This is a genomic window from Erwinia sp. MYb375 (genome assembly GCF_037479175.1).
GTDB lineage: Bacteria > Pseudomonadota > Gammaproteobacteria > Enterobacterales > Enterobacteriaceae > Erwinia > Erwinia rhapontici.
The window spans coordinates 580,523-601,349 of sequence record NZ_JBBGZS010000023.1; the positions used below are offsets into that span (position 1 = coordinate 580,523).

Below are 20,827 nucleotides of genomic sequence, written 5' to 3' on the forward strand. Positions count from 1 at the left end.
ATTTTACCTTCAGACAGCGAATCGAAACCAGCACAAAGATGATCGTCGGATTGCAGCAGTACATCAAAGAGCAGTGCTTGAACTAGTCTTTGTATGACAAAATTCCATGTGCGTATGAAGCTGATAAAAACCGATGCATTTAGAGATCGTACGTCGAATGAATGAGCTAATAATAATTATAAGCTTAATTCTATTAGGAGTCTCTTTTGACTTAAAGGAGAAAAAACCTTTGCTAGTACCATTTGCATTAAAAAACTCTGCACACTCATCATCGAGATGTAAGTCAGAGTCATTATCCATATTACGTACCAAGTCTGCAAGAGATGCTATTAAATTTTTATTGATGGCTTCAATTGTTATTTTGTGAGCAAGATTATTTCTCAGGCCGTTAAATTTATCGAGCACTCTAAACGATTGCATGGGTAACCCAAGCCTCTCAGCTAATTCAAGTTTTTTAAAGTAATTTAGTTTAAATGGCCTGCCTGTATCTGGTTTGGGATCAAATAGATTTTCTTTTCCAATAGATGCACAAATGAAGGCTTCAAGGAAATTTTCTGTGATCAAATGAAGTCTTAATGCGACACCAATATCATCTTTACATTCAGTTGAGGCGATCAGCGCTTTATGTACTGACTTGTTATCAAAAAGCTTCTGAAATATAAAAATATTCATATGTTCCTTTAAGTGATTCATCAAATAGAAAGGATATTAAGCATTAAATTCTACTTGATAGACCTGCGGAGATAAAGAAGACAAATGACGGACACCTAAGTGGAAGGTGGGGAAGAATTTGTCGTAAATTATTGACGGCACTGACGCTGGTGATATAGTAACCGCATTCTGAACAGTTACAAGTATCGTGTTCTTTATACCATCGATAATCACACTGCCCATGCGCATATTTTCTGTAGCACCAGGGAAGTTTTTAACCGGCTGCTCTATCTGGTGATGATGTCATGACTCTGGCCTTTCCTTTTACAGGTAATGCACATCTTCTTGCAGCGAGTCGCTTAAATAGTTCCTATGGTTCAACATATCCCCAGCTCTGCCAGGCAGTATATCGGAGGATCTCTACCTTCATCAAGAAACTGCCATCCCCTACACAACAACCCGTCATCGCACAATTACTCACCACGTGGTGATATAGTGGCAAGGCGTCATCAGCGCTGAGTGATAACCAGGTAAATACAATTAATTTTATTAACAGTGTATTAAAGGAGTTCTTATGTCTAACGGAATTGTTAATTTCAAAGCAAAAGTTATCAGTGAGTCAATGACCCTGCCACTCGTGCGTCGTGCTATTGAGTCGGCCGAGCCGGGGCGATCAGATATTAATGTGGATATGGGGCAGGTGAGTGAAAGCCTTTTCTCTATGGTGGATGAAACGGCCTCAGGCGTGATATTTGAAATACGGTTTAATAACCCGGATGCGCAAAAAGTGAGTATTACTTTCAACGGCGTTGCCTCCGACGTCATCGATGGGGTTATCGGTACAACCAATCCCACGGTGGGGGTTCAGTTGCAAGACGATGACGGCAATATTGTGCCAATAAACGAAGCACGCGACTATCCAGTCTACCCAGGCCCGAACGTGATCAGGTTCACATCCAGCCTGATTGCCACACACGTTCCTGTGATGGCAGGACCTCTTGCCGCCAATGCCGTCTTCACCCTGGCGTACATCTGATAGTAAGTGAGCTAAAGGTCAGCCCCGGCATCGTCCGGGGCTGAGTTGTTACTGTGGAGGCGCAAACCCTTCTCTGATGTATTCCTGCAGTTCGGCCCCGAAGTACCAGGCAACCAAACCCATTCCAATCACGACGATCGTGATAATTTTCTTGTTCATGGCGACGACATCCTGTGTTGAGAGGGGCCTACCTGAGGTATCCCATAAAATATGACAGGCATAAACCTGTACAGGCTAAGTTCTTTCGGTTTGCCAGTGGCATATACCATCAACACGGAGCGATCGGAAAAAAAGATCGACCTCTATGATAAATCGCATTGTCGTGGCGGTTTTAAAATCCACAGCGAGCAACTGCTCTGCGGGGATGGGGCCAGTTTGAGGTAAGCCGGACGTCACGCGACAGGACGTCGCGTGCCGAGGCCCGCATGGATGCGGCAGTTGCCGTTCCGGCGTGCTCAAACTGGCCTCAGACCTGAAACCAGACTGTCAGCCACAAATGACCGGGGATCCTTAACGCGTTATCCTGCCATGTGTGGTGCAGATGCTGAAGTGTTAAACAGGCTTTCATGCTGTAATTTTATTTTATGCTGCTGTTCGTACAAACATCCGACAATCAATAGCATAAACATACTGTAACTGCCATGCCATGTCTCGCGTTCTCCGAGGGGAGTAATTTCGGATCTGGCATAATATGCTGTTCGGCCTGGTGTGAATCGGTCATGCAGAGGAACCCTCCACGATCGTCAGCCATAAAAAACCCGGCTTTCGCCGGGCGGTATAATCTGCACCATTAACGGAACCAGCAATGATCCCGGGCTAAGAATAGCCTTAGGTCAAAAAAGCGCCAGTAAGAATGAAAAATATAATTTTTTCTTAACCCACCACTATGCCAACTACGAGACCTGCCACTAAACGCTAAAGCGTGACGGATGTTATGGTTTCGTTAAATTTTGATTGCTGATAAATCATTTATTTCATTATCCTCTAAAGGTGGTTATTGCATTTCATTAACCCGCGCGAATATCTTGCTGCCTCTGGAGAATAATAATGAAACATATGAAAAAACTGCTGCTGGTTGCGGCGTTGAGCTGCTCCACTTCTGCACTGGCTGAAACCATTGGTGTCTCAATGGCCTACTTCGACCAGAACTTCCTGACCATTATTCGCCAGGCCATCGACAAAGAAGCGAAGGCACGTGGGATCACCGTACAGTTTGAAGATGCGCGCGGCGACGTAGGGCGTCAGACCGATCAGGTTCAGAGTTTTATCAGTGCCGGTGTGGATGCGATTATCGTTGACCCGGTTAACTCGGCGGGCACCCCGGCGATGACCAAACTGGTCAGCCAGGCCAAAGTGCCGCTGGTGTATGTTAACCGCACACCAGGTGATAAAACGCTGCCGCCGGGTGTGGTGTTTGTTGGTTCTGATGAGAAACAGTCAGGCACCTTGCAGATGGAAGAGCTGGCGCGTCTGGCTAACTATCAGGGCAAAGTGGGCGTGATGATCGGTAACCTCAGCGATGCAGGTGCGCTGCAACGTACCAAAGACGTTGAACAGGTGGTGGCAAAGTACCCGAAAATGAAAGTAGTGCAGAAGCAGAGCGCCAACTACTCGCGTAGCGAAGGGATGGACCTGATGCTGAGCTGGATCACCAACGGTGAAGAGATCGATATCGTGGCCGCCAACAATGATGAAATGGCGATTGGTGCCATTATGGCGCTGCAACAGTCCGGTAAAAAAGACAGCAAAGTACTGGTGGGCGGTATCGATGCCACGCCGGACGGCCTGAAAGCGATGTCTTCCGGTAAAATGCAGGTCACCGTATTCCAGGACGCAGTAGGCCAGGGCAAAGCCTCAGTGGACGTAGCCCAGCGCATGATCAAAGGCGAAAAACTCGATTCTTATCACTGGATCCCGTTTGAGCTGGTCACCCCGGACAATATGAAAAAGTACGAAGAGAAGTAATCTTTTCTGCCAGCGGCCCTGAGAACAAGGCCGCTGTGCATTTTTCCCCTCGCCCCGCATCCTCGTTTTGCTAAAATGCTCAAATGAATAAAAAACTCATTATTTCCGCTATCTTGGCGATCGTCGCCAGCTACGCCGTTCTGCGTCAGCAGGGCGAGTCGCGTGCGCCTGCCACCCGCCATGAGCAACCCGTATCCCGCCAGCAGAACAGCAGCAACGACATCAGCGCGCTGACGCAGCAACAGCACGTGGCGGACTATCTGCATCAGCACCAGCGACTCCCGGACTATTACATCCGCAAAGGGGATGCGCGGCGTCAGGGCTGGGATCCGTCCAAAGGCAATCTGTGTGACGTGCTGCCAGGCCGGGCCATCGGGGGCGATCGTTTCAGTAATCGTGAAGGGGGCTTGCCGGAGAAAAACGGGCGGCGCTGGTTTGAGGCTGACGTTAACTATCAGTGCGGGCGGCGCGGAACGGATCGCATGCTTTATTCCAGCGATGGCCTGATCTATGTGACCCGCGACCACTACCGTCACTTTGAGCAGGTGAACTGAGATGCAGATGGCGACGTTCGATTTACAGCAGGTGTGCGACAGCGAAGACTTCTACCGTCAGTTTGCGCTGAAATTTGACCTGAGCTATTTCGGGAACAATCTCGATGCGCTGTGGGATATGTTAACGGCGGGTATTGAACTGCCCGTGCGTATCACCCTGCGCCATCTGGACCGGCATCCGCAGCGGGCGGCGCTGGAGCGCATTGTGGCGGTGATGCAGGAGGCAGAGCAGGAAACCGGCGGGGCATTCAGCGTGCGTGTCAGCCGAATGCCCGCCGGGAACTAGCGGCGGATAACCTTCAAAATTTGCGCCAGCTTCTCCCGCTGTTCCAGACTGATTTCGCGCGAAGCAGCATAACCGGCATTCTGCACAATCATCTCATTTAACCCCACCAGCCAGTCGTAAATATAAAACGCAGCATGGTTGTTGGGCTTCAGTGCCAGGCGCGTCAGGCGCTGGCCTGGTCCAAGATTGACAGTCTGCGCTTCCGGTTTGGCAAAAATCTTCTGCCCCCGGTTGATGCGGCTTTCCGGGCGCTGCGCTTCAGGCAACTGCTGGAATCCGAGCCAGGCGACAAAATCCCCCAGCACGCTGAGCGCCCTGGAGACCTGGCGGTCGGCAACCTGCTCGGCAGGCAGCCCTTGGGCATCGCTGTCAGCCAGCACGCGCATCAGTGATCCTTCTAATTCCTGGCGCACGCTGGCGGTGATCAGCTCTTCGGTCAGCATCTCCAGCGTGGGCTTACTGACGCCTAACAACTCGAGCAGTGGACCGTTGTCCGGCAGCAGGCGCAGCTGATTCACCCAGTGGCGATACACGCTCTGAGCAAACTCCGCTTCCTGATCGACGGCGGGCACGCTGTGATAGCTGGTCTGTACCGCAGTGAGCGGTTCGTCGCTGAGCAGGTCGATGGTCATCCCGATGCCAAAAGGATCGTCTTCGTTGATGCTGTACTCATCGGCGGCGGTGCGTTCGGTACGCATCTGGCGTTGTAGGAACAGATGGCGCAGGGTATCGCGTACCGGCACCAGACGCTCCAGCAGTTCACCGTGCACCCCGGTACGGGTTTGCAGGGCTTTTAACAGGGATTCCGCAATGCGCAGTCGCTCCGCCGGATCTTCCCCTTCGGCCCCTTGATACCAGCGGCCGAGCAGATTTTCACTCAGCTCGCGCTGGATTTCAGCACGCTGTGTGGCAATCCGCGCCAGTTTGCTGTCGGTGCGCACTTCATTAACCAGATAGCCCGCCATGCGCTGCACGCCTTTCTCATCCATCGCCAGCATGGCGCCCCAGGCATCACCGGGGTTGCCAACAAAGCGCTGCACGGCGGCATCATGATTGTGGCCGTGAGTAATGCGCTGATCGAACGGGGTCATCGCCCAGATCAACCCCGGCTTGCGACCGCTACGCTGCGCGGTGGTCTCGCCCTGGGTCTGTTTTACCCAGAAGTCGAGCAGGCGGCCGATATGGCGGGTTTCATTACGGTGAGCTGAGGCGCTGCACACCAGCAGATGGGTCACATCCTGCTCAATGGCTGCACGCTGTAACAGGAACGGGCGACGAGCCTGTAAAAACTCCAGCGCCAGTTCGTGATGCTCGTCGTCAGGCAACACGGTTAATTCGATAAAGCCCGGGAAATCGAGCAGGTCGACTTCGGTAAACAGCTCTTCACGCGGCGCGCTGTAGAGCGGCAGCAGCACTTCACGGCTGAGCAGCGTCAGTTCGGCCAGCGCCACGCTGACCGGGGCGAGTGCGCGACCGTTATGGCGCGGCACCACCTGCAACGTCAGGTCGGCAGTGGCGTTAAACTGGCTGACCCCGGAGCTGTTTAACAGACTGTAAGAGGGTTCATCCAGCACGCTTAACGGTGCCAGCACCTGCGGCACGCAGGAGAGGTGATGCAGCACGTGGGCCAGCTGGCGATACAGAGCCGTCAGCTGACGATCTTCGCCCCACAACAGGGAGAACAGTCTGGCGCGGTCGTCAACGCCCAGCTGCGGTGCGAGTTAAACGGCCTGCGGCCAGAAATGGCTGTCCAGTGCGCTGTTGCGCGCCAGGCTGATGGTCAGTGCATCCCACAACGCCACCATCTGATGGCGGTTAATGCCTTCAATCGGCTCTGGCTGACGGTACATCGCCACGTTCTGCACGCGTTCGCCCAGCTGGGACTCATCCAGGGGCGTGACGGTGTCACTTCCGCGGTGAGCGTATTGCAGTGCCAGCACCGCCACCAAATCACATTCGGTCAACAGGGAGAGCTGTACCGGCCAGTTGCTGTCGCTGCTCTGCTGCTGGCCGCTGAAGCGTTGCACCAGATTTGCGGTATGTTGCTGTGGATTGAGCTGGCTGGCGTAATCCACCACGCTGTTACCCAGTGCACATTCCAGGCGGCCTTTCTCACTGGATGCCAGAGCACCAATCAAATAGGACTTGCCCGCCTGGGCCAGGCCAAACAGCCCGATGGCACAGTTCAACGGGGTATTCCGCGCCAGTACGCTGGCATGGTTATGCTGACGCAGCAGTTTGATCGCCAGACGATCTGCTTCCATATTCAGGCGCGGCGCCTGCGAACGGTTCACATCCAGCCAGGCCAGCGCCTGCTCAATGCCCTGGGTCAGGGCATCGCGTTTTTTATTTGCCTGGGCGGTCAGGATTTTATTCAGAGATTTCATTTCTTGTAGACGCTCCCGCTGTCAATCCAGTAATGCGCCATACCTGAAGCGCTGCTGGCCAGCGTATTCAGACGCAGGCGCAGATGCTCCAGCGGCACCTGGCTGCCATCATCCAGAGTGGCATCGGCAATATCAAACCGTTCCGGGCCAAATTCACCAAACGGACGGCTGACCGCCAGCTTAATACGTAACACTTTATCGCCCGCAACGCTGCGCGCCAGCTGAGAATCCACAATGGTCAATGTATAGAGCGGCGAAGCAGGCCAGCGGTCGTTATCCAGCTGACGGAAGCCGAGCGTGATGGCCCCGCGCACCTGGAAGCGGCTGCGGACATCCAGCGTGAAGTTGTGCTGATCCAGATCGATATCGCTGTACCAGACATTATCGGCCGTCAGTGCGCCGGTGCCGTCGAGCATGCCCAGATAGCGGATTGTTGAGTACGGCTGGAAATCACCGGCTTTAAACCAGAAGTTAGCCAGTCGCAGATCGAGCGACAGCAGACACAGCATCGCCCCCACCGCCGCCGTTGATTTCGGGTTCTCGATCTTTCCCTGTTTGTTGAACGGATACCAGTCATTGGTGTGGTAACCATCCAGCGACAGAATACGGCTGACCGGCAGCGGTTGCAGATGGCGGAACAGCGCCTGCACACCGGGGAAGCGCGAAGGGCGCCCGGTCAGCAACAGCACGTCACAATCATAAACCGCCACCACTTCGGACATGGAACGCAGGCTGTGCGTGATATTCATACGCGGGGAGAGGAACTCCGCGTGCAGTTTGCTGAGGCGCACAATCAGCGGCACCGAGAGAATATCAAAGCCTTTGGCTTCGCCCGGCAGCTCGCGCTGGATCTCGCGGTTAATATAGTCGAGTAATTTTTCCGTCGGTGCCTGTGCCAGCAGTTCACCAAAGCGGGCATCAATTTCAGCCGTCAGATCGAGCGGGTCGAAAGTCTCATAGGCTTCGAGGATCGCCTGGCCCAGCGGAATAAACAGTTGTAATGTCACCTGCTGACGCAGCGTGGAGTGCCCGTCAAGACGGCCTTCATGGCCAAACAGACGCGTCATCACCGCTTCCGGATTGACCATGCCTGCCTGCTTAAATGCCCCCTGCAAGGCAGGCAGCACGTACAGTTGGATCACATCCAGCAGAATATCGTCACCCGCCAGCTTGAAGCCTTCACGGAACAGCAGGCGCGGCATGATTTTGACGTTGTTGCCCACGCCGTCGTCCAGGCGGTACTGAGTGATCGCGAGGTCGGTGGTGCCGCCGCCGATATCAATGGAGGCAATGCGCAGCGTTTTGCCTGCCGGTTCATCGGCGGCGCGGGCGCGATCCGGGCGCGCCATGCTGGCGAAGAAGGCTTCGGCACGGCCGCCAAAGTTCACCTGGGTTTCGTTATACAGGTACACCATCTGCCCACAGGTGGCTTCATCCCACTCCATCTGCACATCCGGCACCGGAACGCTGCTTTTGGCTTTATCGGCGGCGCTAGTGAAGTCATCATCCATCGGGTGCCAGCCCATCGCTTTCCACACCAGCGCGATGGCTTCCAGCATCCGGCGGCGGAAGATCTCACGTTCCGGCTTCGGCATGGCCGACGGCAGGGTGAGGATAATATTGCGCAGCTGGCGCGGGGCGCTGCTGTGCAGCATCTTCTGGCGTTGCAGCGGGCTGTTCATCTGCAACAGCGCCTGCGCCAGCAGTTCAGAAAGCATCAGGCTCATCACCGAACTGCGGCTGTAGTGCGGCGCGAACACCGGCAGGCGTTCCTCCAGCGGAATGCTGTACAGCGGCTGGCCCTCGTCATTGATCAGATAGGTCAGCGGCAGTGCTGTCGCCAGCGGTTCCTGCAACACATTGCCGGGCGTGCGGCTGAAGCGCCAGCCCGGCGTATAGCTCTCTTCATCCCACAGATAACGACGCGGGCTGGAGAGGCCGGTGGCGCCTTCAGTGCCAAGGCGCTGTAACGCCAGCTGCCCGGCTTCACGGCCGACGCGGGTGATGGATGGCCAGATAAAGGCATCATCGCGGCCGCTTTCCAGCGAGAAATTCTGCTTACCAAAGCTGGCCTGCGCGAACTCCACACGGCTTTCAAACAGCTCGTTATACAGCTGATGCGGTTCGCTGAGGTTGCGCATCTGCAATTCGTAGGTGTGCTTCAGCCCCTGATGATCGTCAACATGATCTTCCACCATGATGCCGCAGGTGTGCGAATTACCCACGTCGAGGATCAAATCAACGGCAATGGCAGGTTCCTGCAGCGTGGCCGCGCTGATTTTCAGCTCCGGCACGGACAATTGCTGCCCCAGCAGATGCAGAATATTCAGATAGTGTGCCTGGTACTCGAACTCGCGCAGAGCAGCTTTGATATTGACCTGCGGGCGCAGCTCCAGCGTTGACGCAGCCTGGGTAAAGGCCTCACGCAGCCAGCCGTCGATCCAGGTATGATCGAGAAACTCGCCCAACTCATCACTGCGGTGGGCCAGCGCAAAGCTGACGCCGTTTTTCACGTCGTTAACATTCAGCGCCAGCGACTCATCGTCGCCATCGCCCCAGACTTTGGTATCAAACGCCAGCACTACGCGGTGACTGTTGCCATTGGCATCCGGCGTATCCAGTGCCACGATGCGCACACGCGCCCAGTTATCCGGCCCACCAATGAAGGTGCGCGGAGGATTGAAACGGAAGAACGGCAGCGGCAACCACTGGCCGTTAAGCAGCGTCAGCGACTGTGCCAGCGGGAAACTGAATTCGGGTTTCACCACTTCCGGTGGCGTGCCCGCTGCCTGTGGCAGCAGATATTTCCCGGCCTGCGCGTGATAATTCAGGCGCAGCAGCGGGCCATTCGCGGTCTGACGGACAAATTTACCCGGCCAGTCGGCGTTCAGATCCGGGTTTAACGCAAAGTCGAGGAACTGAATGCCGCTGTTCTGAACCAGCGTCATATTCGGTTTGAAGTCAGCAATTGTCGCCAGCATTATGATTTACTCTCACGCTTCATGGTCATTGGCAGCACGGTGTCGTCGTTATAGCGGCCACTGCATTCGGCAGCGCCAGTCAGACCCTGTTTACACACCAGCTCCGGCATCTGGTAGCGGGAACCGTCGGTGCAGCGTGCTTTGGTGCGGCTGTTAATCACCAGGTTACCGGAAGACATCAACCCGGCAAACACATCCACCTTACAGGTGACGCCGCTTCCCTGGGTAATGCGGGCAGTGCCTTTGCCGTTTTTCAGCTGATATTTCAGCATTGGCGGGGTGCCGGTTGGCAGGTTTTTCTGCACCAGCACGCGCCAGTTGCCGTTGAGGAATTTCGTTGAACCAATCTTAACGGCATCCTGCGGCATCACCAGGTCATCTTTGCCTGCCGGGCGCGCATCTGCAACCACGTCAGGGGAAGGCGCGGGATCTGCTGGCGCAGCAACCGTCGCCGCAGGAACCGGAGCAATCACTGCCGCCGCCAGCGGCAGAGTGGTGGTTTTCACCGGCACCACCGCCGCGGCGGTCGCGACAGGCTGAGGTTCAGGCTGCGGTGCGGGTTCAGCGGCCGTTTGTTTGGCTACGGGCGCATCATGCGGTTCTTCTGCCGGTTTGTCGCTGCGGTTTTTCAGCTGCACGCCAAAGGTGATCAGCAGAGCAACGGCGGGCAATACCCAGCTGTAACGCAGCCAGATTTTGGCTTTCGGTTTGGTGACCACCGCAGCAGGTGTGGGTGATTCGGGTTCGGCTTCTGCAACCGCTTCTGGCTCGTCGATAATTTCCAGTGGTGGCATCGGCGGAACCACCACCGGAGGCGGCACCGGAACGGGCGCGGCCACAGCAGGCTCGGGCGCGATCAGTGGGGCAATCACCGGGGACACGGTCGCGGCAATCGAGGTCGGCGTGACCAGCGGTGCAGCAGCAGGGGCCAGGCGCGACAGACCGAGCGACGGCACATCGTCTTCTTCAATGCGCAGACAGTCGAAGACATCCTGACGTGATTTTTTATCCAGGCTGACAAAGCCCCAGAAGGTAATCACCGGTTTGCCACCGACAAGGTAAACGTAGTTTTGATCGGGGAATTGCAGGGCTTTGTTGAGCAGGGCGCCAAACAGTTTCTGGCTGGGTTTATCGGACTGTTGTGCACGTTCGCCAATGTCGGCGATGGTGGTCTGGCAGGCCAGCAGTTGATTCAGTGCTGCGGTACGCGCGCTGTTGCTGGCAGCGGCCCAGGAGGTGACTTTTCCCTCCACCGGGGAGTACCAGTCAAGGCGGTCTCCGGCATCGTTCGGCTGCGGGATAGCCAGGCAGTCGGCAACCTGCGATTGTTTTCTCAGGCGCAGGGTTTCGCGCAGTTGCAAAGCCGACAGATAAACGGGCTGCCCGTTCTCACCGAGGGCGAGGATGGCGTCGAGATTACCGCTGCGTAAGAAGATTTTTGCCACGCAAAGAGACCTTATAGTCAGAGTTCGGAAGTAAAAAGCGTGTGTAATCAGACTATTTTAGTTGTACGTGACTTAAATCAAATGCGCAAATAAGCAATAAAACAGGTGAGTACTTAGGGCATAACCCGGTGATCTGGTGAAGATTTCGCCAGTGCTGGTGACAATCGTCATCTGTCGACTGCTGACTGCATGTTCAGTTCTGATATACAGGTTATATTAGTTTCATTAATGACTTCTAATATTGAATCGCATAATATCGCATTTTTGGGATCTCGCCCGCGATGGAGTCGTAAACGTGTTAAATAAAATAGTGATTAGCAGCGTGCTGGTGCTGGCGGGTTGTTCGGTTTCAGCTGAAAAACCGCTACCGCCATTAAAATCGCAGGTCACGCCACAATCAACAACGCCTGCCACCCCCCAGTTAAAAGCACCGATTCGTAAGTCCGGGCCGAACGCGGTTTTCAAATCAACACGCTCACCTTATTCGATAGCAAGTTGTTTTATCGACTACTGGTCTCCACCCAAATCACCCTCAGGATTGATAATGGAGACGGAACGTATCGAGTTGAAAGATGAAAATGGCGTGACGCACAAATTTACCCGCGAAATAGTCGATGAAGTTGCCACTAAAGCCGCAGAAGAAGACTGGAAAACACACCGTGAAGACTATGCCTTCATGGAAAAAAGAGGCTTTAAGATAGAGAAAGAAAAATGGGGGTATTCTGTTCGTAAAACAAAGGCTGGCAGTAAAGCAGTGGATATTTTTAAGGAAAATGATTATTCAGTGGTGAACTACTATTTCCCTGACGTGTCACAATACCCTACCATCACACGTTATTCTATTGGTTATGGGGGAGTATCCAGGGAAGGTGTCAAACAAAAATATGATCCGCTCATCGATGATGGAATCAAGTATTGTGTTAAAGAATCATTGTATAAACCCCACAGTAGCGCTGAAAAAAACTCTACAGATCAGCGTGGTGATAATGGGGCAGGCAGTGGTTTAATTGACTTTATGGTTAAAGCATTAGCTGTGGATTTATAATAAAAGGCTGGTGGTCAGGTTAAAATCGGGTAAAAAATTTTAACCTGATGGGTGATCATTTTTCAAACAGGCAAGGAGGCCAGGCATGAGAAAACGAAACAATAATTACCTTATGCATAAATCAGTTAAAGTGTTCAGTGGTATTATAATCGTGGTCTCTGCTGCGCTTGCCTGTGCCTGGCCTTATATAAAAATGGAATTTTCCGGGAGCGCTCACTATACCGAACAGGATAAACGCGAATATCGATTTTACACGCCGGATATTCTGAAAAACATCCCCCGCATCTCACCCCAGTATGATTTTGACTTTGCCAATATCACGGGGCCTGCATCGCACGTTTATGCCATCAGATTCTATGATACCGATAACGTCAGTAAGATTGATGCCTATCTGAATAGGATGGGATACAAGAAACAAGAGACCTGCCACATCGAAGCCGTGTGCTGGCGCAGTAATGATCCTCAAGAGGTTATCACTGTGAGTAAGCTGGAAAACCCTGAAGCGTTATTAGTTTCCGTTATTTATACTTTTTGAGTGGGAGAATGTTATGAATTCCACAGCATCCTCCCTGAGGACTGTTTCTTACTTCAAAATAATGAAACCGGTTGAACCCGGTCCATCCGTTATTGCCGTAAACGCGCAACATCACCGCCACTGATCGCCGCCAGATTCTGCGTGATCTTCTCTGGTGACCAGTCCCACCAGGCGATTTTCTCCAGCTCGGCAATCACTTCATCGCTGAAACGCTGACGGATCACCTTCGCCGGGTTTCCTCCTACAATGCTGTAAGCAGGAACATCAGACACCACCACTGAACGTGATGAGATAATCGCGCCGTTACCGATGGTGACGCCGGGCATAATCAGGCAGTCATAACCCATCCACACGTCATTACCCACGCGGGTGTCGCCTTTATAGGGCAGGTCACCAGGCTCGGGCGCAGCATTTTCCCAGCCGTTGCCGAAGATAAAGAAAGGGAAGGTAGAGAGGCCGGAGGTCTTATGATTGGCGCCATTCATGATAAATTTCACCCCGCGCGCCAGGGCGCAAAATTTACCAATAATCAGCTTATCGCCGATGAACGGGTAGTGATAAAGCACGTTACGCTCAAAGTTCTCTGCACCTTCCGGGTCGTCGTAATAGGTGTAATCACCAATCAGGATATTGGGGTTGCTCACGCTATTTTTGATAAAGCAGACCTGCGGAAAGCCAGGCAAGGGGTGAAGAGTGGCGGGATCGGGTCCGTGCATAGATGCTCCTGAAATGAAATCCTGAGGGGCAGTATAGACCGCCGACGGATATTTTGTGATACCGTCACCGAGGCTTTTCCGCAGCGACTATGGCAAGAGGAACATATGGATCACGCTGATGCAGCAGACAACATTATCACTCTGTACGTTGATGGAGCAGAAGTCTGGGACCAGCACCGAAGCAGCAGTGGTCATTTTTTTGAACAACCCTGGCTGGATAAATTCCTCCGTCTGGTCCGGCCCGCCGGGCACATTCTGGATATCGGCTGCGGGGCAGGAAAACCGATTGCTGAATACTTTCTGCAACAGCAATTTGCCGTCACCGGTATTGATGCCTCAGCGCCGATGATTGCACGCTGCCGTGAACGCTTTCCTGCCAGCCGCTGGCAGGTGGCCGATATGCGCACGCTACAACTGGATGCGACCTTTGACGGCTTACTGGCCTGGGACAGCTTCTTTCATCTCACGCGCGATCATCAGCGCCAGATGTTCAAACGCTTTGCCCGGCATGCCCGGCCCGGGGCTCCACTGATGTTCACCAGTGGCCCCGATGATGGTGAAGCAATAGGGACTTTTCTCGACCAGCCGCTGTATCACGCCAGCCTGGCCCACGATGAGTTTCGCCAGTTACTGACTGAAAATGGTTTTCGCGTGGTGGAGCAGGTCACAGAAGATGCAAGCTGTGGTGGCAGAACGATATGGCTGGCGCAGCAGATGTAAACTTCTCGTAAATTAAGAACAACCCTAATCAGTTACGGGTGTTTTTAGCCTGGCACGGGAGTATTATAGCCGTCTGAAATTACGCTGAGGATAGATCGCTTAATGTTTTCTCGTTCCACGCTCGCCGCGCTCACGGCCACCTTACTGCTGGCAGGTTGCAGCCACAAAACCACGCAGGCCCCGGCAACGGTAGATGTGTCTGCCGCCGAAGCGACACCTGCGGTTTCCGCGTTTGCTGCCGGCCCGACACAGCTTAACGTGACCCACGTTATCTCCCGTGCTGACGATGGCTCCTCCGTCATCCTGACCATCGACGGCGTTGAAGCCGGTACGCTGACACGCGGAGAAAACAAAGAACTGTATGTTCCCGAAGGGAAGCATAAGGTTGGTGGCTATGTTCAGACACTGTTTGGCCTGGGCCGTGTGACCATCCCCTCTGTGGATGTCACCACCAAAACGGATCAGGCAACGCATGTGTCCTATTCCGTCACCAAAAACAAACCCGCGTTTACCCTGACAGAAAAAGCCGCAGGCTGATGCTGTTCTTACCCTGTTCCATGCAAGGAACAGGGTAATCGCCCCCCATTCTCAGACGATCCCTAACCCTGTACTGCCGATCTCTCCGCACTGAACCGCTATAATGGTCAGTTCATTTGCCGATGGAGAGTCTTCCATGTTATATCGCCTTACCCTTACCACCCTCACTGCCGCACTGCTATTGACGGGTTGCGCGCGCCAGTCCGTAGAGGTCCTGACGATCAGTATGCCCGAGGCCCCACGCAGATTAACGTGTCGCATATTGTGACTCAGACTGATGATGGTTCTGCGGTCGTCGTCACCGTGGATGGACGTGATGCGGGGGTTCTGGACAATGGCGAAGGGACGCTGCTGCATGTGCCGGAAGGCAAACATAAAGTGGGTGGCTACGTGCCGACGTTGCTGGGCCGCGTGACGATCCCTTCGGTGGATGTCACCACATCACACAATGAAGTGACGACGGTGGCCTATTCGGTCGCACGGGATAAAGCGGCGTTTAGTGAAGTCACCCGCTTACCTGGATAAAAAGCCAGGATAAAAAGCCAGGATAAAAAGCCTGGATAATAAAAAGGCCGGGATAGGAATAAAGCAGGGAGAGCAGGGCAGGAAAGAAGATTGCCCCTGGAACAGGCCAGGGGCAGGGCGATTACAGTGCCATATCGTGTTGCGGGCTTTCGGCACGCTTCTCAGGCTGAGAAGGAGCGTCAGACGGCTGAGTATTGTTCATATCAATCACCGGTGGTTTCACCAGCTGCAGGGTCGCTGCGGTATCATCCCACACCTGCTGAGTCAGCGCGGTGTTGCCATTCAACTGCTGGCCATAGCTTGGAACGATAGTGCGGATCTTACTCTGCCACTCGGGTGAGTTGAACTGCTCAGGGAACAGCTTTTTCATCACGTTCAGAGTGATAGGCGCGGCGGTGGAAGCACCCGGAGAAGCACCCAACAGGGCCGCCAGGGTTTTCTGCTGGTCGGTCACAATTTCAGTACCGAGTTTCAGCACGCCGCCTTTATCTTCATCTTTCTTGATGATCTGCACACGCTGACCGGCCTGAATCAGTTTCCAGTCTTCTTTACGCGCATTCGGGTAGTACTCTTTCAGCGCTTCAAAACGGTCGTTGTCATCCAGCATCACCTGACCAATCAGGTATTTCACCAGGTCGAAGTTGTCCATACCCACGTGCGTCATTGGCATAAAGTTGCTGGTGGTGGTGGTGCTTAACAGATCAAACAGCGAGCCATTTTTCAGGAACTTGGTAGAGAAGGTCGCGAACGGCCCAAACAGTACCACGCGCTTACCGTCAAGGTAGCGGGCATCCAGATGCGGTACAGACATTGGTGGTGCACCTACTGACGCCTGGCCGTAGACTTTTTCAGTATGCTGTTTGGTGATTTCAGGGTTTTCGCTCACGAGGAACGAACCGCCTACCGGGAAGCCTGCATAGTTATCGGCTTCAGGAATGCCGGTTTTCTGCAGCAGTTTCAACGCACCGCCGCCTGCACCGATAAAGACGTATTTCGCATCCACGCTGTGCTCTTCACCACTTTTCACATCGGTGATGGTCACGTGCCAGGAGTTATCGGCATTACGTTTGAAATCGGTGGCTTCCGCTGAGGTTTCCAGCGTGAAGTTTTTATCTTTCTTCAGGCTGCCGATCAACTGACGGGTGATTTCACCGTAGTTGACGTCAGTCCCGACCGGGGTCCAGGTGGCAGCGACTTTCTGATTAGGATCGCGGCCTTCAATAGTCAGGGGTGCCCACTGTTTAATTTGATTCTGGTCGGTAGAGAATTTCATTCCCTGGAACAGCGTGGTCTGCTGTAACGCTTCATAACGCTTGGTCAGGTAATTGACGTTGGTGTCACCCCAGACAAAACTCATATGCGGCGTGGAGTTAATAAAGGAGTGCGGGTTATTTAAAATGCCGCGTTTCACCTGTGCGGTCCAGAACTGGCGGGAAATCATAAACTGTTCGTTAATTTCCAGCGCCTTGGACACATCAATGGAACCGTCTGGACGCTCTGGCGTATAGTTCAGCTCCATATTTGCCGAGTGACCCGTACCGGCATTGTTCCAGCCGTTAGAGGATTCAAGGGCCACGCCGTCCAGCTTCTCGACCATCAGCTGTTTCCAGCCCGGCTGAAGTTCCTGTAACCAGGTGCCTAAGGAGGCGCTCATGATACCGCCACCGATCAGCAGGACGTCGGTTTTCTGCGTGGCAGGGGTTTCAGCCCAGGTACTGGTGCAAACCAGTAAAGCTGACAGAGAAAGCAGGGGAATCGTTTTTTTGGAGTTAGACATTTTAAATAACGCATCAATATAGGTTAACAAATTGAGGTGATATTTTAGCGCAATTTAACGAAAAGTTAATAACTATTTATTATATTTAAATCAAATCTCTAAATTAATTTAATTACTTAACGATTATTTTAATTACTTGTCAGGTTTATTTAGTTTTAAAACACAAAATACAGGGTTATTAATTAGCTGAAATAACATGGGAAAAAGAATAATAAAGTGGGTGATTGCCGCCAGTACAATAAGAGCAAAAAATGAGGGGAAAGTCGACGGCAGCGAAGGTTAATTTGCCGTTTTTTCCCCTCATTGTCCCCATGAGGTGTTATTCCGGGCGGTACAGCATGAAATGTTAAGCGATGCGATTTAATGCATCCAGCACATCGGGCGGCAATTCGAGCTGTGCGCTGGCCAGATTCTGTTCCAGATGAGCGAGTGATGAGGTGCCGGGGATCAGCAGGATATTGGGTGAGCGTTGCAGCAGCCAAGCCAGCGCCACCTGAAGCGGGGTGGCCTCACAGGCAACGGCCGCCTCGCTCAGTGCGGCGCTCTGTAAGGGAGAGAACCCGCCGAGTGGGAAGAAAGGCACCCAGGCGATACCGTCTTGCGCCAGCTGGTCAATCAGTGCGTCATCCTGACGATGGGCGAGGTTATAGCTATTCTGCACGCAGACAATCGGCGTCATACTGCGCCCCTGGGCGATCTGGGCCGCCGTAACGTTACTCAGCCCGATATGACGAATCAGTCCTTGTTCTTTCAGTTCGACCAGCGCCGCCAGTGAAGCTTCAAAATCCCCTTCGGCAGGTTGGAACATATCAAACATCAGCCGCAGGTTAACCACATCCAGCACATCCCGCTTCAGATGACGCAAATTATCATGCACTGCACTTTTCAGTTCCGCAGCAGACATCGCCGGGTTCCATGAGCCGTCGCTGCCGCGCACTGCACCCACTTTGGTGACAATCGTCAGGTCATCCGCATAGGGAAACAGTGCTTCAGCGATCAGCTGATTGGTGATATGCGGCCCGTAAAAGTCACTGGTATCAATATGCGTAATCCCGCTTTCCACTACCGCACGCAGCACGGCGATCGCGGCCTGGCGATCCCGCGGCGGCCCGAAGACATGAGGGCCGGCCAACTGCATCGCACCATAACCCATGCGGGTGACTACCCGGTCGCCCAATACGTAGGTTCCGGCATTTTTTATCGTCATTGTCAGGCTCCTGATCGAGGTTGTAGAAAAAAGCGTAAGGTGTTCCAATAAAATACGAATAATTATTCAAGTTGTGAATTCGCATATGATGAACGACAACGCTAAGGGACTTGAAGCGCGCAAACAGCCGCGGCAGGCGCGATCGCAGGCCACCGTTGAGGTGATCCTCGAGGCGACTATTCAGGTTTTGCTGGCAGAAGGGCTGCCCCGGCTGACCACAATCCGCGTGGCAGAGCGGGCTGGCGTGTCGGTGGGAACGCTGTATCAGTATTTCCCGCAAAAGCAGGCGCTGCTGTTTGCGCTGTTACAGCGCCATCTGGAGAGGCTGGTAAGCATAATGGAAGGTGCCGCGTTATCCGTGCAGGGCCAGCCTCTGGCAGTGATGGTTAAACATATTGTCAGCGTGTTTATGCAGGTGAAAACCGAGAACCTGCACGAGTCGGCGGCACTGTATGCTGTCGCCAGCGAACTGGATACGCGTAGCTATGTGCGTAGCGTGGAAGCGCGCAATCGCCTGGCGCTGGAAACGATGCTCGACAGTGCCAGCGACAGGCGGTTTGCCGATACGCCGGGGGTGACGTTTGTGTTTATGGGCGCACTGATCGGGCCGATACGGCTGCTGCTGGAAGGCGACCCTGAGCAGCAGGATATGGAGCGTCTTGCAGGCCAGCTAGAACTGCTGTGCCTGAGCTACCTGGAGCACGTTGCGGTGCCGCGCTGAGCGTGGCTCAACTCTGGGCTGACGTCATTAAGAGCAGTCTGCTTCAGGAGTCGCGGTAGATAACGGGTTTAACTTCATTAGTCTCAGAAAATTACGATAGTTAAACATTGCCAGTCAATTAAGATGCTGCGTTGTGCAGTACAGGAAAGGATTTTATTGTGGGGTTAGCGTGATTATTTTATTGAGAATTTCCATTTTACTTATTTATCTTTTTGCTATGATTTTATTGTATGTACTCGGTGTTGATAAGTACTCATGGATGAGTGAAATGGACCCTTCGGTGCCCCCTCACTCTATTGTTAATGATTCAAGTAATCAGCATCTCGTTTCTTCTGTACTGGTTGCCTTTATCATCATGATGCAACTTTTCTATTTTATTTTTGAAAAGAGTAAAAAGTGGAAGGCTACCTCAGTGATATTATTTTCCCTTATTGTTTCATTGTACGTCTTCAGATAGTTCATCCCCATACCTGTCCGCCCGGATCGCCCCGCAATTTTCTGCATTACTGGCCCCAGAAACCGCACTGAAATAAAAATCTGTTTTTTTTCGAATAGAAACCCGCCCTGAGACGTTAACCGATCATCTTCCACTGTGACAGGAAACCGATCGCCATGTCTCACACCTCTCTCCCGCAGCGTCAGCGCTATGACGCGTTTGCCCTGACGCTGCACTGGATCACTGCCGCCAGCGTCATTTTCCTTTTTGCTTCTGCCCATATCTGGGAACTGCTGGCGCGTGGCACGCCGCTGCGTAAAGGGTTGCAGTCCGTGCATATCTCCTGCGGCATTTTGTTGGCACTGGTGATGATTGTGCGGCCGTTATGGCGCATTTACAGCCAGCGCCAGGCGCGTTTTGCCATGCCGCCCGTGGCCGGATCGCGACCGACGCGCATCCTGGCGCACGCCATGCACGGGGCGCTGTATCTGCTGCTGTTTGCACAAATCTCTCTGGGATTTCTGTTCCGTTGGGCACAGCAGGAGCCGTTCAGCTTTTTTGGCCTGTTTGATATTCCGGCCTGGATCGCGGTCGATCCGTCGCTGCGTCATCAGATCGGCGGCTGGCACGATAACGTGGCCTGGGCGCTGATTATTCTTGCCTGCGCTCACGCGCTGGCTGCTCTGTTCCACCACTATGTTCTGCGCGATAACGTGCTGCGCCGTATGCTGCCCGCGCGTCGTTCTTCATCATCCCAACAAGGCTAACATCATGAAAAAATTAACGATAATATTGCCTGCACTGTTACTGACGTTGTATGCGCCCCTTGCTCTGTCCATGGGCGACAGCAGCAGTGAAAGCAAAACCCCGGATTGCCCAAAAGGCCAGGTGTATGACAGCGGCAGCAAGCAGTGTGTACCCGAGAAAACCAGTCGTCTCAGCGATGATGATAAAACGCGTTATGCTTATCATCTGGCGAAAAAAGGGGAATATCAGTCAGCACTTAACCTGCTGGATACCCTGAAAAATCCGGATACCCGCGAAGCCTGGAACTATCGCGGCTACGCCACACGGAAATTAGGGCGCACCGATGAAGGGATCGGCTATTATCAACGCTCGGTGGCGCTGGATCCGCGCTATGCCAAAGTGCGTGAATACCTGGGTGAAGCCTGGATGATCAAAGGACGTCCCGATCTGGCCCGTGAGCAGCTTGCTACCATCAAGACCTTGTGCGGTGTGAACTGTGAAGAGTATCGGGATTTGCAGGCCGCGATTAACGGTCACCCTGAATCCTGATGATGAA

19 protein-coding genes and 1 pseudogene are annotated in these 20,827 nt (G+C 53.3%); 13 read left to right on the forward strand and 7 right to left on the reverse strand.

The window, feature by feature from the left end; all coding sequences use genetic code 11:
• Positions 1 to 20: 20 nt before the first annotated feature.
• Complete coding sequence (locus WH279_RS22765; RefSeq protein ID WP_422718021.1) at positions 21 to 86, forward strand: hypothetical protein; 66 nt, start codon at positions 21 to 23, stop codon at positions 84 to 86.
• On the opposite strand, the gene WH279_RS15720 is transcribed toward WH279_RS22765, so the two are convergent.
• Positions 64 to 672: a hypothetical protein gene (locus tag WH279_RS15720; RefSeq protein ID WP_339457651.1), complete on the reverse strand. Its 609-nt coding sequence runs from the start codon at positions 670 to 672 to the stop codon at positions 64 to 66. The genes WH279_RS22765 and WH279_RS15720 overlap by 23 nt on opposite strands.
• Before the next feature lie 553 nt (positions 673 to 1,225).
• On the opposite strand from WH279_RS15720, the gene WH279_RS15725 reads away from it, so the two are divergent.
• From WH279_RS15725 to WH279_RS15740, 4 genes are all read left to right on the forward strand, one after another.
• Positions 1,226 to 1,687: a fimbrial protein gene (locus WH279_RS15725; protein WP_339457652.1), complete on the forward strand. Its 462-nt coding sequence runs from the start codon at positions 1,226 to 1,228 to the stop codon at positions 1,685 to 1,687.
• Positions 1,688 to 2,734: 1,047 nt separating this feature from the next.
• Positions 2,735 to 3,652 carry a sugar ABC transporter substrate-binding protein gene (locus WH279_RS15730; protein WP_200642070.1) on the forward strand — a complete coding sequence of 306 codons (918 nt, stop codon included), beginning with the start codon at positions 2,735 to 2,737 and terminating at the stop codon, positions 3,650 to 3,652.
• An 83-nt stretch (positions 3,653 to 3,735) separates the two neighbouring features.
• Positions 3,736 to 4,206, forward strand: coding sequence for a ribonuclease domain-containing protein (locus tag WH279_RS15735; protein ID WP_339457653.1), 471 nt, complete (start codon positions 3,736 to 3,738; stop codon positions 4,204 to 4,206).
• A 1-nt stretch (position 4,207) separates the two neighbouring features.
• The gene (locus WH279_RS15740; RefSeq protein ID WP_339457654.1) at positions 4,208 to 4,492 is read left to right on the forward strand and encodes a barstar family protein; all 285 of its coding nucleotides are present in this window, start codon (positions 4,208 to 4,210) and stop codon (positions 4,490 to 4,492) included.
• On the opposite strand, the pseudogene WH279_RS15745 reads toward WH279_RS15740, so the two are convergent.
• The 3 genes and pseudogenes from WH279_RS15745 to WH279_RS15755 form a co-directional block, all read right to left on the reverse strand.
• A pseudogene (locus tag WH279_RS15745) lies at positions 4,489 to 6,879 on the reverse strand (virulence factor SrfC family protein). The gene WH279_RS15740 and the pseudogene WH279_RS15745 overlap by 4 nt on opposite strands.
• Complete coding sequence (locus tag WH279_RS15750) at positions 6,876 to 9,860, reverse strand: virulence factor SrfB (RefSeq protein WP_339457655.1); 2,985 nt, start codon at positions 9,858 to 9,860, stop codon at positions 6,876 to 6,878. Before WH279_RS15750 ends, WH279_RS15745 begins: the two are co-directional and overlap by 4 nt.
• Positions 9,860 to 11,305 carry an SrfA family protein gene (locus tag WH279_RS15755; RefSeq protein WP_339457656.1) on the reverse strand — a complete coding sequence of 482 codons (1,446 nt, stop codon included), beginning with the start codon at positions 11,303 to 11,305 and terminating at the stop codon, positions 9,860 to 9,862. The genes WH279_RS15750 and WH279_RS15755 overlap by 1 nt, the downstream gene beginning before the upstream one ends.
• A 295-nt stretch (positions 11,306 to 11,600) precedes the next feature.
• Here WH279_RS15755 and WH279_RS15760 point away from each other — a divergent pair, with 295 nt between their 5' ends.
• Positions 11,601 to 12,350, forward strand: a complete 750-nt coding sequence (locus WH279_RS15760; protein WP_339457657.1) for a hypothetical protein — start codon at positions 11,601 to 11,603, stop codon at positions 12,348 to 12,350.
• An 85-nt stretch (positions 12,351 to 12,435) separates the two neighbouring features.
• On the forward strand, positions 12,436 to 12,885 hold the full coding sequence (locus WH279_RS15765; protein ID WP_339457658.1) for a hypothetical protein: 450 nt from the start codon (positions 12,436 to 12,438) through the stop codon (positions 12,883 to 12,885).
• 89 nt (positions 12,886 to 12,974) lie between these two features.
• On the opposite strand, the gene WH279_RS15770 is transcribed toward WH279_RS15765, so the two are convergent.
• Positions 12,975 to 13,601 carry a Vat family streptogramin A O-acetyltransferase gene (locus WH279_RS15770; RefSeq protein WP_339457659.1) on the reverse strand — a complete coding sequence of 209 codons (627 nt, stop codon included), beginning with the start codon at positions 13,599 to 13,601 and terminating at the stop codon, positions 12,975 to 12,977.
• A 105-nt stretch (positions 13,602 to 13,706) separates the two neighbouring features.
• On the opposite strand from WH279_RS15770, the gene WH279_RS15775 reads away from it, so the two are divergent.
• From WH279_RS15775 to WH279_RS15785, 3 genes are all read left to right on the forward strand, one after another.
• Positions 13,707 to 14,321 (forward strand): class I SAM-dependent methyltransferase, encoded by a 615-nt coding sequence (locus tag WH279_RS15775; protein ID WP_339457660.1) that lies wholly within the window; start codon positions 13,707 to 13,709, stop codon positions 14,319 to 14,321.
• A 102-nt stretch (positions 14,322 to 14,423) separates the two neighbouring features.
• Positions 14,424 to 14,858, forward strand: coding sequence for a hypothetical protein (locus WH279_RS15780; RefSeq protein ID WP_200642061.1), 435 nt, complete (start codon positions 14,424 to 14,426; stop codon positions 14,856 to 14,858).
• A gap of 264 nt (positions 14,859 to 15,122) precedes the next feature.
• Positions 15,123 to 15,383, forward strand: a complete 261-nt coding sequence (locus tag WH279_RS15785; RefSeq protein ID WP_445235232.1) for a hypothetical protein — start codon at positions 15,123 to 15,125, stop codon at positions 15,381 to 15,383.
• A gap of 121 nt (positions 15,384 to 15,504) precedes the next feature.
• On the opposite strand, the gene mqo is transcribed toward WH279_RS15785, so the two are convergent.
• Together mqo and WH279_RS15795 are read right to left on the reverse strand one after the other, a co-directional pair.
• On the reverse strand, positions 15,505 to 17,160 hold the full coding sequence (gene mqo, locus WH279_RS15790; protein ID WP_339457661.1) for a malate dehydrogenase (quinone): 1,656 nt from the start codon (positions 17,158 to 17,160) through the stop codon (positions 15,505 to 15,507).
• Between the two features lie 346 nt (positions 17,161 to 17,506).
• Positions 17,507 to 18,367: an aldo/keto reductase family oxidoreductase gene (locus WH279_RS15795; protein ID WP_339457662.1), complete on the reverse strand. Its 861-nt coding sequence runs from the start codon at positions 18,365 to 18,367 to the stop codon at positions 17,507 to 17,509.
• Between the two features lie 85 nt (positions 18,368 to 18,452).
• Between WH279_RS15795 and WH279_RS15800 the strand changes: the two genes are divergently transcribed.
• The 3 genes from WH279_RS15800 to WH279_RS15810 all read left to right on the forward strand — a co-directional run bounded on the left by WH279_RS15800 (position 18,453) and on the right by WH279_RS15810 (position 20,820).
• Positions 18,453 to 19,088: a TetR/AcrR family transcriptional regulator gene (locus WH279_RS15800; protein WP_339457663.1), complete on the forward strand. Its 636-nt coding sequence runs from the start codon at positions 18,453 to 18,455 to the stop codon at positions 19,086 to 19,088.
• A 612-nt stretch (positions 19,089 to 19,700) separates the two neighbouring features.
• Positions 19,701 to 20,291, forward strand: coding sequence for a cytochrome b (locus tag WH279_RS15805; protein WP_339457664.1), 591 nt, complete (start codon positions 19,701 to 19,703; stop codon positions 20,289 to 20,291).
• 4 nt (positions 20,292 to 20,295) lie between these two features.
• Complete coding sequence (locus tag WH279_RS15810; RefSeq protein WP_133846521.1) at positions 20,296 to 20,820, forward strand: tetratricopeptide repeat protein; 525 nt, start codon at positions 20,296 to 20,298, stop codon at positions 20,818 to 20,820.
• The last annotated feature ends 7 nt before the right edge of the window (positions 20,821 to 20,827 follow it).